Annotated in this window: 17 protein-coding genes; 8 read left to right on the top strand and 9 right to left on the bottom strand. The window is 38.2% G+C overall.

The annotated features are described in order from the left end of the window. The first annotated feature begins 600 nt into the window (after window positions 1-600). From M3182_RS22580 to M3182_RS22575, 3 genes are all read left to right on the top strand, one after another. Window positions 601-1914, top strand: coding sequence for a Na+/H+ antiporter family protein (locus tag M3182_RS22580; protein ID WP_251560253.1), 1314 nt, complete (start codon window positions 601-603; stop codon window positions 1912-1914). A gap of 118 nt (window positions 1915-2032) precedes the next feature. Next, window positions 2033-2215 (top strand): hypothetical protein, encoded by a 183-nt coding sequence (locus M3182_RS26620; RefSeq protein WP_490715557.1) that lies wholly within the window; start codon window positions 2033-2035, stop codon window positions 2213-2215. A gap of 179 nt (window positions 2216-2394) precedes the next feature. Then, complete coding sequence (locus M3182_RS22575) at window positions 2395-2778, top strand: hotdog fold thioesterase (RefSeq protein WP_251432205.1); 384 nt, start codon at window positions 2395-2397, stop codon at window positions 2776-2778. 119 nt (window positions 2779-2897) lie between these two features. Here the strand turns inward: M3182_RS22575 and mnhG are convergent, their stop codons facing one another. Genes mnhG through M3182_RS22540 form a run of 7 tightly spaced genes read right to left on the bottom strand, consistent with a single transcriptional unit; the run spans window position 2898 to window position 8654 of the window. Next, window positions 2898-3266, bottom strand: coding sequence for a monovalent cation/H(+) antiporter subunit G (gene mnhG / locus M3182_RS22570; RefSeq protein ID WP_251432204.1), 369 nt, complete (start codon window positions 3264-3266; stop codon window positions 2898-2900). Next, window positions 3263-3532: a Na(+)/H(+) antiporter subunit F1 gene (locus M3182_RS22565; protein ID WP_251432202.1), complete on the bottom strand. Its 270-nt coding sequence runs from the start codon at window positions 3530-3532 to the stop codon at window positions 3263-3265. Before M3182_RS22565 ends, mnhG begins: the two co-directional genes overlap by 4 nt. Further along, window positions 3532-4008 (bottom strand): Na+/H+ antiporter subunit E, encoded by a 477-nt coding sequence (locus M3182_RS22560; RefSeq protein WP_251432200.1) that lies wholly within the window; start codon window positions 4006-4008, stop codon window positions 3532-3534. Before M3182_RS22560 ends, M3182_RS22565 begins: the two co-directional genes overlap by 1 nt. A 6-nt stretch (window positions 4009-4014) precedes the next feature. Then, on the bottom strand, window positions 4015-5496 hold the full coding sequence (locus M3182_RS22555) for a Na+/H+ antiporter subunit D (RefSeq protein ID WP_251432198.1): 1482 nt from the start codon (window positions 5494-5496) through the stop codon (window positions 4015-4017). Next, window positions 5489-5830: a Na(+)/H(+) antiporter subunit C gene (locus tag M3182_RS22550; RefSeq protein ID WP_251432195.1), complete on the bottom strand. Its 342-nt coding sequence runs from the start codon at window positions 5828-5830 to the stop codon at window positions 5489-5491. The genes M3182_RS22555 and M3182_RS22550 overlap by 8 nt, the downstream gene beginning before the upstream one ends. Then, complete coding sequence (locus M3182_RS22545) at window positions 5830-6252, bottom strand: Na(+)/H(+) antiporter subunit B (RefSeq protein WP_251432194.1); 423 nt, start codon at window positions 6250-6252, stop codon at window positions 5830-5832. Before M3182_RS22545 ends, M3182_RS22550 begins: the two co-directional genes overlap by 1 nt. Next, window positions 6249-8654, bottom strand: a complete 2406-nt coding sequence (locus tag M3182_RS22540) for a Na+/H+ antiporter subunit A (protein ID WP_251560251.1) — start codon at window positions 8652-8654, stop codon at window positions 6249-6251. The genes M3182_RS22545 and M3182_RS22540 overlap by 4 nt, the downstream gene beginning before the upstream one ends. Before the next feature lie 242 nt (window positions 8655-8896). On the opposite strand from M3182_RS22540, the gene M3182_RS22535 reads away from it, so the two are divergent. Both M3182_RS22535 and kapD read left to right on the top strand, forming a co-directional pair. Continuing rightward, window positions 8897-9121: a hypothetical protein gene (locus tag M3182_RS22535; protein WP_251560249.1), complete on the top strand. Its 225-nt coding sequence runs from the start codon at window positions 8897-8899 to the stop codon at window positions 9119-9121. Between the two features lie 208 nt (window positions 9122-9329). Further along, window positions 9330-9953: a 3'-5' exonuclease KapD gene (kapD, locus tag M3182_RS22530; RefSeq protein WP_251560247.1), complete on the top strand. Its 624-nt coding sequence runs from the start codon at window positions 9330-9332 to the stop codon at window positions 9951-9953. 46 nt (window positions 9954-9999) lie between these two features. Here kapD and kapB read toward each other — a convergent pair whose 3' ends face one another. Continuing rightward, window positions 10000-10383 (bottom strand): kinase-associated lipoprotein KapB, encoded by a 384-nt coding sequence (gene kapB, locus M3182_RS22525; protein WP_251432182.1) that lies wholly within the window; start codon window positions 10381-10383, stop codon window positions 10000-10002. Window positions 10384-10483: 100 nt separating this feature from the next. Here kapB and M3182_RS22520 point away from each other — a divergent pair, with 100 nt between their 5' ends. The 3 genes from M3182_RS22520 to M3182_RS22510 all read left to right on the top strand — a co-directional run bounded on the left by M3182_RS22520 (window position 10484) and on the right by M3182_RS22510 (window position 11985). Beyond that, window positions 10484-11221 (top strand): peptidylprolyl isomerase, encoded by a 738-nt coding sequence (locus M3182_RS22520; protein WP_251432180.1) that lies wholly within the window; start codon window positions 10484-10486, stop codon window positions 11219-11221. 279 nt (window positions 11222-11500) lie between these two features. Then, complete coding sequence (locus M3182_RS22515; RefSeq protein WP_251432178.1) at window positions 11501-11707, top strand: hypothetical protein; 207 nt, start codon at window positions 11501-11503, stop codon at window positions 11705-11707. A gap of 17 nt (window positions 11708-11724) precedes the next feature. Then, entirely contained in the window at window positions 11725-11985 is a 261-nt protein-coding gene (locus M3182_RS22510) for a DUF1871 family protein (RefSeq protein WP_251432176.1), read from the top strand. 108 nt (window positions 11986-12093) lie between these two features. Here M3182_RS22510 and M3182_RS22505 read toward each other — a convergent pair whose 3' ends face one another. Further along, a complete protein-coding gene (locus tag M3182_RS22505; protein ID WP_251560245.1) occupies window positions 12094-12963 on the bottom strand; it encodes an alpha/beta fold hydrolase in 870 nt (289 codons plus the stop codon). Window positions 12964-13089: the final 126 nt, after the last annotated feature.

The raw sequence follows: 13089 nt of genomic DNA, 5'->3' as shown, positions 1-13089 counted from the left end.
CTCAACAGGGTCTAACCCACCATTAAGAGCCACGTAATATACTCACTGTTTGTAGTCTCTACATTATGGGGAAGGAAACTTATTTTCATTCCTGGGGTGAGAGCGAGAGATCATGATTGTTTTCTCAAAGATTGTTGCTTTTATAGGAAACATAGAATGATTTAGCTATGGTTCTATCCCTAAGTTCGGTTACAAGATGAGAAAAGAGCTTACAAACTAAGTAATAAACGCAGAGAAAGGCTTAATTCGCGTTAAAATCGCTTTTAGGATCTCAACATCAAACTTTACAAAAACAGCCTTAAATTATTTCAATGTAGCCTAGCCTTTAAACGATATTTCTTTCGTTTTCTTACTCCCTCAATAGGTAGGTTTTTCCTTAACACTTATATGTTGTCTATTTCACTCGATTTGATTTTCCCTTTTTCTGAGGGACTAAGGATTTTACTTGAAGCTTTTCCATAAAATAATGATTGACACTATTACGAGTGCTATGCTAATTTAGTATTTGTATTTTAGTTCTCTACCAATTTACCAGACTAAAGTATTCTTGATAGATAAAATAAATAATTTGCTAATTAGCACTTTAAGAGGGAGATTATTATGAATGCAGTTATCGTAGCGGTACTTGTTATGCTTTTACTAAGCCTTTTTCGAGTGAATGTTGTCCTTTCACTGATCATTGGTTCACTAGTAGGAGGATTGACAGGTGGCTTAGGAATAGAAAAAACCATAGAGGTATTTGCTAATGGGTTAGGCGGAAGTGCAGAGGTGGCCTTAAGTTATGCTCTATTAGGCGGATTTGCCGTAGCAATTTCTCAAGCGGGGTTACCCAATGCATTAGTTGATTGGATGTTGGGTGTAGTTGGAGGTAGTGAAGATAAAAAAACAAAGCGCTTCTCTAAGGCATTAATTCTTTCTTTAATTTTATTAATGGCCATATTCTCGCAAAATTTAATTCCAATCCATATTGCTTTTATTCCTATTCTGATTCCACCATTACTCATCATTTTCAATGAATTAAAGCTGGATCGGAGGTTAATTGCTTCGGTATTAACATTCGGGTTAGTGGCACCGTATGTTTTACTACCTGCTGGTTTCGGGAAAATTTTCCAAGGTATTCTCCAAACGAACATTGAGGATAGTGGACTAGTAATTAGCGCTAGTGACATTCCAGTGGCAATGCTTATCCCTGTTTCAGGAATGCTTGTTGGATTACTCATTGCGATTTTTATCAGTTACCGGAAACCACGAACATACCAACAAAGCTCAAATATGGAAGTGAAAAAGGTAGGCTATACAAAACGTAGCATTATTTTTTCAGTGATCGCAATTATTGCGGCTCTTGGGATTCAGTTGCTTACAGATTCAATGATCGTTGGTGCATTGGCTGGGATAATAGTGATTTATCTTAGTGGTAGCATTGCTTGGAATGAAGCTGATTCGCTTCTAACGGAAGGGATGAAAATGATGGCATTTATAGGTTTTGTCATGCTATCAGCTTTCGGATTTGCCGATGTATTAAAAGAAACAGGAGATGTAGCTGGTCTTGTCGAAGGGGCGGCAGCTGTAATTGGAGATAATAAATCATTAGCTGCTTTGTTGATGTTAATTGTTGGTTTGCTCGTTACGATGGGAATTGGTTCTTCGTTCTCAACAATCCCAGTCATTGCGACGATCTTTGTACCTTTATGTATGGAACTTGGCTTTAGCCCTATGGCAACAATTGCGATTGTTGGGACAGCCGCAGCATTAGGAGATGCAGGTTCACCAGCTTCTGATAGTACGCTCGGTCCTACTGCTGGTCTTAATGTAGATGGACAACATAATCATATTTGGGATACATGTGTACCTACATTTTTACACTATAATCTTCCATTGATTGTATTTGGTTGGATTGCAGCGTTAGTTTTATAATTGGTTTTCCTTTCTTCTCTAGTTGTCCGCCCACTCAAATAGGCTATTTGCATATGAAATAGAGAGGGAGATTGCAAAGAGAAAGAGGTAAGCCAGATGCATCAAATGAGAACGCCATATGGACACGGCGCCTTTCTTTTTTGGGCCATTTCTTGGTGGCGTATTAGGGGGACTAGTAGGAGGAGCATTAGTTAGACCCCGCCCGTTTTACGGTCCTTCATTCGTGCCATATTATCCTAGACTTTTCCACCTTATGGATTTGGATATGAACCTTATCCTTATTGGTAATGTGAAGAGTTAAACAGCTTCTGTTCAAAAGGAGCTGTTTTTTTTGTTTTTTGTCTAAAAAAATTTTTATATTCGTTTAATTGCAGCTTTAATAAAGTCATTTTATTTAAAGGATTTGTATGGAGAACAGCGAACTAATTAAATTAGTAAGAGTAAGAAATTTTTACATAGAACAGGGGGAAAAACGGAAGAATGGAACAACAAACTTTATTAGAAACACTTGGAATTGAAATTATCGACGTACAAAAAGGAAAAATTGTTGCTACGATGCCTGTTGATGGTCGGACGAGACAGCCGTTTGGGCTGTTACATGGAGGAGCATCGGTTGCTCTAGCTGAAACAGTTGCCAGTATGGGAGCATATGAGTTAGTGGATAAACAAACCCAAGCAGTAGTCGGCTTAGAAATCAATGCAAATCATGTACGCTCGAAGCGGGAAGGTGTCGTAACGGCAACAGGGACTGTGTTGCACCAAGGTAGAAAAACAATGGTTTGGGATATAAAAATTACAGATGAAGAAGGTAAACTGATTAGTATCTCTAGGTGTACCATTGCCGTTATTGAATTAAATCAATAAGTTTAATTTTTATCATTCTTAATGCAGCAAAAAGACCGCTAAATCAAATTAGCGGTCTTTTTGTATGATTCATTTCCCAATACTTTATGGTTCTAAAGCTTTAACAATAACGCGTGTTGTTATTGTGTTTTTTTTCTCTTTTGAAGTTTTTGGCGATCGCGCTTTAAATCATCAACAACCGACCGATCTGCTAACTTCACTCCAGAGTTGTAAGCCGCACGTCCAATTAAATGCCCACTTACAGGAGCAGTCATTAGAATAAATAGAATAGCAAGGACGAGTCGTGAATTAAAATGTGCCTCAAAAAAGATAAAATACAATAAAGCACTAAGGAGCACAATCGATACCCCTAAAGTTGTACTCTTGGAAATGGCATGGTTCCTTGTATAAAAGTCAGGAAACCGTAGAGCTCCAATGGTAGCAATTAAACTAATGATTGCTCCTAAAAGAACCATTACTCCGATGATAATTTCGTACGTTTCTGTCACTCAATAATCTCTCCCTTCTCGAGATATTTCGCGAAAGCGACCGTCCCGATAAAGGCAAGAATCCCGATAAGGAGGATGATGTCTAAAAAAGCGCTTGTTCGTAAAATAATAGACAAAATCGCAATCGTGGCGACGAGATTAATTCCTAATCCATCAAGAGCAATGACTCTATCCGGTACGGAGGGTCCTTTAATAACGCGGTAAACGAGGCCAACCATAGCAAAGGAGATGAATAACAATGCTATATAGAGCATGACATCAAACATTACCGACTCACCTCCATAATTGCTTTTTCAAATGTATCTTTAATACCATTAATTGAATCTTTAACATCGTCAATGTTAACCGCATGAATATAGAGTGTCTTGTTATCACCTGAAACCTCAACTGTCAACGTACCTGGAGTTAAAGTGATTAAGTTCGCTAGTAACATAATTTCCCAATCTTTTTCAACCTCAACTGGAAGAGCGAAAATCCCAGGTTTAATACTAAGCTTCGGACTTATCACGAGTTTCAGTACACTTAAATTTGAAAGAACTAATTCCTTCAAAAACAAGAAGAATAATTTAATGATCGCAATTACGCGGTGAAGATAAAATCGTTCTGAAAAATAGCTTCTAAAAATAAAGAGAATCACAAGTCCCCAAAAGTAACCAACTAAAAATGATGCAGGAGTAAAAGTCGTTTTTAGGAACATCCATGTAAATGCTAGAAAAAAGTTAAGTAACATCTGAAATGCCATAGCCCACTACTCCTTTAAAACTGCTTTAATATAGATTTCTGGATTGCTTAGTGTCTCGGCAGCAGTTGATATGATAGGGTATAGAGCTTCTGAACCAAGCCCATATAGAACCGCACAGATTGTTAGGATTACAGGAGCGGTAAGTAACCATCGAACAGGTACTTTTTCCTGTTGTTTGTATTCACGTGCTTTTCCCCAAAAACCATTCATGAAGATTTTCATTACTGAGAATAGGACGAGTAAACTCGAAAGTAATACGACCCCTGATCCCCAATAGTTCCCTGCATCAATACCTGCGCGGACAATTAAGATTTTCCCTAAGAATCCGCTAAGTGGAGGGATACCTGCTAAAGCGAGAGCAGCAACAAAATAGGTCCATGCAAGGCCAGGGTAACGGTTAATAAGACCGCCCATTTCTCTTAAATTGCTTGTCCCAGTAATCTTAATCATGATTCCAATAAGTAAGAACAGTGCAGCCTTAATGATCATATCATGAATCAAGTAAAAGACAGATCCAGTTAAGGACTCAGTTGTGAACGTTGCGACACCAAATAGAATGACACCGACTGCAACGATAATGTTGTAGATGATGATTTTTTTCACATCAAAATAGGCGATTGCTCCAATCACTCCGATGATAATCGTAATGATGGAGAGGATCTCAAGAAGCCCGTGTGTATAACCAATATCTTGAGTAAAGAACAGAGTATACGTCCTTGTAATAGAATAAACTCCAACTTTAGTTAATAAGGCTCCAAATAAAGCCATTATCGGAGCAGGTGGTGCATAGTAAGCTCCTGGGAGCCAAAAGTAAAGTGGGAAGATTGCTCCCTTAATGCCAAATACAATTAAAAATAGCACAGCAATAACCGTGACAATTCCGGATTGTCCTAGTTCATTCAGTCTTACAGAGATATGCGCCATGTTCAGTGTTCCAACAACCGAATATAGATAGGCAACGGCAATGACAAATAACCCAGATGAAATAACATTAACCAATAGATACTTGATTGTTTCTCTAAGTTGAATTTTTGTTCCACCAAGCACTAAAAGTACATAAGATGCCATCAACATTACTTCAAAAAAGACGAACATGTTAAAAATATCCCCAGTTGTAAATGCACCATTTACCCCTAAAATGAGAAAGAAAAAGACGGGATAATAATAATGTTTTTCTCTCTCAACTCCGATTGAACGAAAGGAATAAAGGAGGCAAACAAAGCCAATTAAACTGGTGGTTACAACTAAAATGGATGACAGCATGTCTGATACAAGTGTAATCCCAAACGGGGCTTGCCAGTTACTTAAATCCATTGTTTGAATTCCTTGAGTGTAAACAGTTGCAGAAAGCCAAACCGCAGCAGCCAAGGTTAGAAGGGATCCAATCGTTGCGATCCAGCGCTGAACGGTTACATTTTTATTGAAAAAGACGAGAATAATCGCTGTAAATAATGGTATCAGTAACGGTAATGTAATTAAACTATTCATTTCCTTCCTTTCCTCTCATGAGTTCCATATTGTCAGTCCCAAGTTCTTGATAAGAACGGTAAGCAACCACTAAAAATAGGGCGGTAATCCCAAAACTAATAACGATTGCCGTTAAGATCAGCGCTTGCGGAAGCGGATCTGTATACGCTTCTGCTTGTTGTCCGAGTAGCGGGGCCGCTCCACGCTTTAATCCACCCATGGTAAGCAAGAGTAGGTGCACCCCGTGACTTAACAAGCCTGTACCAACAATAATTCTGAGTAAGCTCTTGGAAAGCATAAGATAAGTTGCTGACATAAAAATAACTCCGATAAGCAACGACATTAAAATTTCCATTATTCACTCTCCCCTATTGTTTGAATAATGGTCATCGTAACCCCAACGACGACTAGAAAAACACCTGTATCAAAGATAACAGCAGTGTGTAGCGACATTTTTCCTAAAATAGGAGGATACACATAGGTAAACCAATGTGTTAAAAGGGGCTTGTCAAAAAACAGTCCACCCGCGGCAGTTCCAGCCGCAAATAATAATCCGAGAGCCGTGACTTTTTTAAAATCAAACGGTAGGATCTTTCTAACGGTTTTAAGGTCATAAGCAATTAGTAGCAAAACAATCGCACCAGAGGCCATTAATCCCCCAATGAATCCTCCACCAGGTTCATAGTGACCCGCGAAAAACATATAAACTGAAAACAGAAGGATGATGAATAGGATCACTTTTGTTGCAGTTTCTAAGATCACGTTATTGGTCTTCATCCTTGTTCTTTCCCCCTTGTTAACCGTAATTTAATTAAGCTAAAGATTCCAAGGGCTGCAATTGCTAGCACGGCAATTTCAAATAAGGTATCAAAGCCACGGAAGTCTACAAGAATAACGTTTACCATATTTTCTCCGCCGGCTTTTTTGTACGTATTTTCAATATAATATTGAGAAATGGAATCAAATGCTTTACTACTATGCGCGGATAAAGCGATTAAGGAAACAACAACCCCAACCCCAATTGAAATAACCGCATTTCCCATTTTAAAGCGCATATGTTCTTCATTTTTGTTTACTTTCGGTAAGTGATAAAAAGCAAGTAAGAACAAAGCGACAGATACAGTTTCGATGACAAGTTGTGTTAAGGCTAGGTCTGGTGCCCTAAAGATGGCATAGAATAGGGAAACCGCGTAGCCAACTGAACCAAGTAGAATAATGGAAGTCATTCGAGATTTAACAAAGAGAATCGAAACGGAACCGATTGCGATAATGATAACAAGCACCAATTCGAAAGCATGGATGTTCGCAACATTAGCCGTATCTAGGACAAACGCGTTTTTTACAATTAAGGTTGTTCCTAGGCTTAATATGAGAAACGTGAAAATGTACAATAGATAGGTTCGAATCGAATTCGTCATGTAAGCATTTGTAAATCGATTGGCACCTTTTTGAATCCCAGCTAATCCATTATCATAAGCAGAATTTAATGAGAATTTCTCAGGCATACGATTGTAGATTCCCGTCCATCTAGGCATGAATTTATACAGCAGAATTCCTACAACGATAACCCCAATGGTCATAAATAATTCCGGTGTGAAGCCATGCCAGTGATAAATATGGACATCAAATTTCATTCCTTCCGCGACAAGCGAAGGCAAGATTGAGGCCATCACTGAATTAATCAATGGCGCAACAATATTTGGGAACAAACCAATCACGACCACTAAGGATACAAGAATAATTGGTGAAATCAGCATTCCAAGTGGTGCTTCATGAGGCTTAACTTCAAGCTTCTCAGGTTGATATTTACCTGTAAACGTTTTAAATACAATAATCATGCTATATAAGAAAGTAAATACACTTGCAACCCACGCAACAATTGGGAAAATCAACCCTAAGGTTTCCATGTTAAAGAATCCAATTTCTTGAGCACGGATCATCCCTGTAAAGAACATTTCCTTACTTAGGAATCCATTAAAAGGTGGTAAACCGGCCATTGAAAAAGAACCAATAACGGCAATCGTAAAGGTAATCGGCATGATGGACATTAAGCCACCAAGTTTGCGGATGTCACGAGTACCCGTTTCATGGTCAACAATCCCAACCATCATGAATAAGCTTCCTTTAAAGGTAGCATGATTTATCAAGTGAAATACCGCAGCGGAAACAGCCACCGTATAAAAACCTGCTTCAACGGCTGGATAATGAATGGCTGCAGCTCCTAGACCTAGTAGGGACATGATTAAACCAAGTTGGCTAATCGTTGAGTAAGCAAGAATTCCTTTTAGATCATTATGCTTAACCGCGGAGAAGGAGCCCCAGAATAAAGTCAGAATTCCGAAACCTGCGACTAACCATACCCAAAGCCCTGATAAAGCAAAAACAGGTGTTAATCTTGCAACGAGATAAATTCCTGCTTTAACCATAGTCGCAGAGTGGAGATAGGCACTGACAGGAGTTGGTGCTTCCATTGCGTCTGGTAACCAGATATGAAATGGAAACTGAGCTGACTTTGTAAAAGCACCCAGAAGGATACAAATCAAAGCAGGAATAAATAGTTCGTGTCCATAAATAGTAGCCGCCATTGCAATGGTTTCAGAGATACTAAATGTACCTGTCATTAAATATAAGAGAATCATCCCTCCGAGCATGGATAGCCCACCAAAAACCGTGATTAACATCGATTTTTGGGCACCGTAGCGAGAACGCTCTCTGTGATTCCAATATCCAATCAATAGGAATGAAGAAAAACTCGTTAATTCCCAAAATCCATATAGGACCACCATGTTATCGGAAAGAACAACACCAAGCATGGCCCCCATGAACAATAGAAGGTAGACATAGAATTGATTGAGTTTCTCCTTTTCTTTCGACAAATAGTAAATCGAGTATAGGACGACGAGTGCCCCAATCCCAGTAATCAACAAGGAGAATAATAGACCGAGTCCATCTACTCGGGCACTAAAATTAATTCCTAAGGACGGAATCCAATTAAGAGTCTCCATTGTTGTTTCGCCTCTAATAATTTGAGGCAAGAAGGATAAGAAGTAAGAAAATAGTACAATAGGTAATGGCAGGAGAAACCAGCCAGTGTGAATCTTTGGTAAAGCCTTATGTAGAGAAGGCACGAATATCGCCAATATGAATGGTGCGATAATGGCTAAGTGTAGCAAAGACAAATACATAACCTCCTTTTTAAAATAAACATTTTGTTCAGGTAATTTTGTCCCATCTTTAAAACGTTATCCTTATTTTTAACCAACCCTCCTTATTAAAACAAAAAAGACAACCTATTTCCTTCCCAAGCTCATAAAAATTATTATATCTTAAAAGCGAAACACATGCATTTAGCTAACTCATAAGTAGCTCAAGTATAAAAAACTTGTATATAACCCATCCTTTAAATGTTGGAGGGGTGTTTATGACAAGAAAAATACTCGTGTGCTTGTCTGTATTCATGCTCCTGTTTATAGGCGCGTTTACCCTAAATCGGGAGTTAAGCCGAGATTTTTATGATCCTGCCGCCGAAGGGGCGGACGGAATGGTTCAGATTCAGCAATTAAATGATGGGACAACCTTGGAAGCGATTAAACATCAAATTTTCGCTCCTAGGGAATATGTCAGAATTATTCAATCTGACGAATGATCGAAAAAAGGGTGAACAGAGTTCATCCTTTTTTTATACGAAAACAAACGAAAAAAGTTTTCCTTCTTTGAAAAAAAGAGAAATTTTTTTTTGAAGATAAATTATAGAAAAATTAAAAAAATGGGCAAGAAAACATGATATAATAGTAAAAATGTAATGAACAAACAAAAAAAGATATAGAAATGTTTTGGCAGAAAGTTGGGGGAGAATGGAGAAAAAGAAAAGAGCGCTATTTATCGATTTTGAATTTACGATGCCTGATCGACACGGTAGAAAAAAGGGTTTTTATCAAGAAATAATTGAAGCAGGGGTTGTCCTTGTGGAAAATGGAAAAATCCTCGAAGAATTCTCATCTTTTGTTGTTCCCAATCGGTTTCCCCTATTATCCGATCGGTGTAAATCCTTCTTAAATATTTCCCAAGAACAGGTGGATGGGGGCATTTCTTTTCATGAATTGGTGAATAAACTACATTCAATGGAAGGTCAGCAACCAGGATTGATCGTAACTTGGGGCAATATGGATATGAAGGTTCTTCGCCAAAATTGTCAAAAGTCAGGGGTTGGTTTTCCTTTAACCGGTAAAGAAGTAGATTTATCGATGGAATATAAGCGATTCTTTGGAGATCAGAATCAGACCGGACTCTGGAAAGCTGTTCAGGAGTATGGGAGAGAAGGAACGGGGAGGCATCACCGTGCGTTAGACGATGCTTTGACCACCTACCATATTTTTAAACTCGTAGAAAAAGATAAACAATATTTAAAGAAACCGAAACCAACAACGATTGGGGATCGAGTCGATTTTTCTAAGTTGTTTAATAATAAGTTTGCATAAAAGCCAGCTCACTGCATTCAGTTGAACTGGCTTTTGGCTTACCATTTTATTGCTTAAAATAATCTTTTTCAAGTGTCTCAATGTTTTTCAGGCTCTGGTTTGCCCATGGAGAATCATCTTGTTTTAAGGATTCTTTCATATCGAGAACGGCCTTTTTTAATGATTCAAGATAATCAGGCATTTCTTCATTATAAGGTTTGACCATTTTTTTTGGAATATTCGCTTGTTCACGGAACGCTAATGCCCTTCGCTCGTGGAAAAACCCTACTTCAATATCTTTAGGATTATGTAGGTCACCTTGCATTGGGTGCTTTAAAACGGCTAAGACACGGACAAGATAATGTTCCGGACGAATATCCGTTATTTCTCCTGCGTATTTTCCTGTCTTATAAATCCCAGTTACTTTGTCTCCTACTTTTAAATCGCTCACATTGAACATCCTCTCTCTGGATTTATTAACCATCATAGTTTATATTATGGAGCATAACAGCATAAAACAAAATCATTTGAATTAGGGTAGGAGGAGAAAAATGAGAAAAGTATGGATGCTAATGTTCGTTCTGCTTATGTTCATTGGATTGAGTGCTTGTGGAACGAACTCAGAAAATGATGAAGCGGCTAACCAGGATAATCTTGAAAACAATGACAAACAAGCTGGAGAACAGGGACAAGCTAGATCGGATTTAGAACCTACTGATTTTCCGCAGTTATCAACGGAAGTTGCTGAAAACGAACAACTTGTTGAAATGGTTACTTCAATGGGAACGATTAAAATGAAGTTATTCCCTGATATTGCTCCAAAGGCAGTAGAAAATTTTATCACACATAGCGAGAAGGGATATTATGAGGGGCTTACTTTTCATCGCGTTATGAATGAGTTTATGATTCAAGGTGGTGACCCAGAAGGAACTGGAAGAGGTGGAGAAAGTATTTATGGTGAACCATTTGAGGATGAATTCTCAAATCAACTTTTCCATCTTCGTGGTGCTTTATCGATGGCTAACTCTGGTCCGAATACGAACGGAAGCCAGTTTTTTATTGTCCAGAACTCAGTCTTTCAAGGGGGTTATGAACGCGAATATCCGGAAGCTATTGTTGATGCCTATGAACAACAAGGTGGTACACCATGGCTTGATTACAACCACACTGTATTCGGGCAAGTTATTGAAGGAATGGACGTTGTCGATCAAATTGCTGCGTTAGAAACGGATGCAGCTGATCAGCCTTTAGAAGAAGTTGTCATTGAAAAAATCAATGTTCTAGAATAAGCTTTTTTGAATAGCTCTTTTCTGAAACTTTGTTGCTTTTGAGATAAAATGTAGAGAATTACCTATGTTTTCACAGGAAAGTAACTTAGATTAGGAGAAAAGAGCCTGCAAACTTAATATTAACGAACAACTCATTCTGCGTTAAAATCGGCTTCAGGATTTTAACAACAATCTTTACGAAAACAGCCTTTTGGATTAAGCTTATCAGCCCCAATGACAGCCTAGCGTGTTATACTAGTAAAATGAAGACTGGCAAGCGCAGAAAGGATGTCTTGTATAATGAACAATCTAGTTTTATCCTTATTTCTCTATTTTCCCGAAGATAAGTCGGAATATATCCCTGCAGCTATGTGGATTATCGTGGCTTTTATTCTTGCAGTACTGTTAATGCGCTTTTTTGTGAAGCTATCAAAGAAAGAAGAAGAGCAGACAACTAAAAATTTCTCAATGAAAGATGAACAGAGGAACTCTACAAAACAGCAATAGTTTGTTGGGGGCTAAACATGGATACACAAGAAGTGAATTTTCAACTAGTTCGAATCCTAAATGAATGGGACCCTTTTGGTTGCGGAATTGGTGAGTACGATCCTGAGATCGCGGATGTTGTTTACGTTGTTCATAAAACCGATGATGCTCATCACCTTGCCGTTAACATCCAGTCCATATATGAACATTCTTTTGAAGAATTGCTCCCATATAAAGGCTGTTTGGAAATAGCTAAATCGTTACTCATGGTAAAATCACAAGGGTCTTGTGAAATGTAAAACGGTCGCACTTTGAATGCGACCGTTTTATTTTTGGTCGAACGGGAATATTTTAAGAACAAATTTTAACGACATTTAGCTCTTGCTTTAGTTTTAGTTTGTACATTGCTAAACGGTATTCTGTTTTTGTTCAATCTCGGTTAAATTCGCTTCATCCAATATAAATCTTTTTATATAATGATAAATCTCTTCTGGTCTTTCTTCAGGTACGAGATGGCCTGTCTCCTCTAGAACAATTAATTTGGAGTTGGGTAGGTCCTTTGCTAATTTTTCACCGACTCGTAAAGGTACAACTCGATCATGTTCACCCCATATGAGAAGACATGGAGTCCTGACTTGTTGTAGTGCTTCAGAAGATAAATCACCTTCGCGATGACGGAGAAGCCCTGTTAACCCTTTAAAAATGCTAGGATTCATAAATGGAGCAAGATAACCCTTGCGCATTTCATCATCAATGAGAGTGGAATCATAGACGACATTTCGCAAGTTTTTTTCTAAGCCTGATCGCGCTAAATAGAGCTTAATAAAAACAGGGAAAAATGGGAGATAACTTGCTAAGATTAGTGACTGTTTTGATCGCTTTGTATAACCGGAACTACATAGAAGGACGGCTTTTTTTGCTGTGTTAGGGAAATGATAAAGGATATTGAGTGCGATTTGTCCCCCCATCGAGTGGCCAACCAAAGTGAAATTTTGAATATTGAGCGCTTCGATTAATTTTATAACTGTTAATGACAGGTTCTTAAACGAATAAGTAAATGATCGTGAGTGCCCACTCTTTCCAAACGGGGGAAGGTCAATCGAGAGAATCGAAAATCTCTCTTTCAATACTGGTTTCAAATGTCGAAAGCTAAAAAGAGATGAAAGAAATCCATGAATGAGGACTACCGTCTCTGTTGAATTCGGATGACGATCATACTCATAATAGACTTCAATTCCATGAATGGTTTTACTCCCTGCAAACTCAGGATTGCTCACGAACGACACTCCTTTCAAAAATAGAATTCCCTTGTCGGTCATAATTATAGGAATAGAAGATATATTATTTTTTAGACAATTTTGATATAATGTGTTTATTTTAGAATTGATATTGAAGGAGGATAT

Origin of the sequence: Mesobacillus maritimus (assembly GCF_023715205.1) — a bacterium.
Taxonomy (GTDB): domain Bacteria; phylum Bacillota; class Bacilli; order Bacillales; family Cytobacillaceae; genus Mesobacillus_B; species Mesobacillus_B maritimus_C.
The sequence above is the reverse complement of the archived record's forward strand: the minus strand, read 5'-3'. Positions and strand labels throughout refer to the sequence as shown.

What these genes read in the sequence shown, in the direction of transcription:
- M3182_RS22520 (WP_251432180.1), top strand. Translation starts at nt 10,484, where the DNA reads ATGAGAAAAGTATGGATGCTAATGTTCGTTCTGCTTATGTTCATTGGA.
- M3182_RS22560 (WP_251432200.1), bottom strand. Translation starts at nt 4,008, where the DNA reads ATGGCATTTCAGATGTTACTTAACTTTTTTCTAGCATTTACATGGATG.
- M3182_RS22565 (WP_251432202.1), bottom strand. Translation starts at nt 3,532, where the DNA reads ATGTTTGATGTCATGCTCTATATAGCATTGTTATTCATCTCCTTTGCT.
- M3182_RS22545 (WP_251432194.1), bottom strand. Translation starts at nt 6,252, where the DNA reads ATGAAGACCAATAACGTGATCTTAGAAACTGCAACAAAAGTGATCCTA.
- kapD (WP_251560247.1), top strand. Translation starts at nt 9,330, where the DNA reads ATGGAGAAAAAGAAAAGAGCGCTATTTATCGATTTTGAATTTACGATG.
- M3182_RS22510 (WP_251432176.1), top strand. Translation starts at nt 11,725, where the DNA reads ATGGATACACAAGAAGTGAATTTTCAACTAGTTCGAATCCTAAATGAA.
- M3182_RS22550 (WP_251432195.1), bottom strand. Translation starts at nt 5,830, where the DNA reads ATGGAAATTTTAATGTCGTTGCTTATCGGAGTTATTTTTATGTCAGCA.
- M3182_RS22580 (WP_251560253.1), top strand. Translation starts at nt 601, where the DNA reads ATGAATGCAGTTATCGTAGCGGTACTTGTTATGCTTTTACTAAGCCTT.
- M3182_RS22515 (WP_251432178.1), top strand. Translation starts at nt 11,501, where the DNA reads ATGAACAATCTAGTTTTATCCTTATTTCTCTATTTTCCCGAAGATAAG.
- M3182_RS22535 (WP_251560249.1), top strand. Translation starts at nt 8,897, where the DNA reads ATGACAAGAAAAATACTCGTGTGCTTGTCTGTATTCATGCTCCTGTTT.
- M3182_RS26620 (WP_490715557.1), top strand. Translation starts at nt 2,033, where the DNA reads ATGGACACGGCGCCTTTCTTTTTTGGGCCATTTCTTGGTGGCGTATTA.
- M3182_RS22575 (WP_251432205.1), top strand. Translation starts at nt 2,395, where the DNA reads ATGGAACAACAAACTTTATTAGAAACACTTGGAATTGAAATTATCGAC.
- M3182_RS22555 (WP_251432198.1), bottom strand. Translation starts at nt 5,496, where the DNA reads ATGAATAGTTTAATTACATTACCGTTACTGATACCATTATTTACAGCG.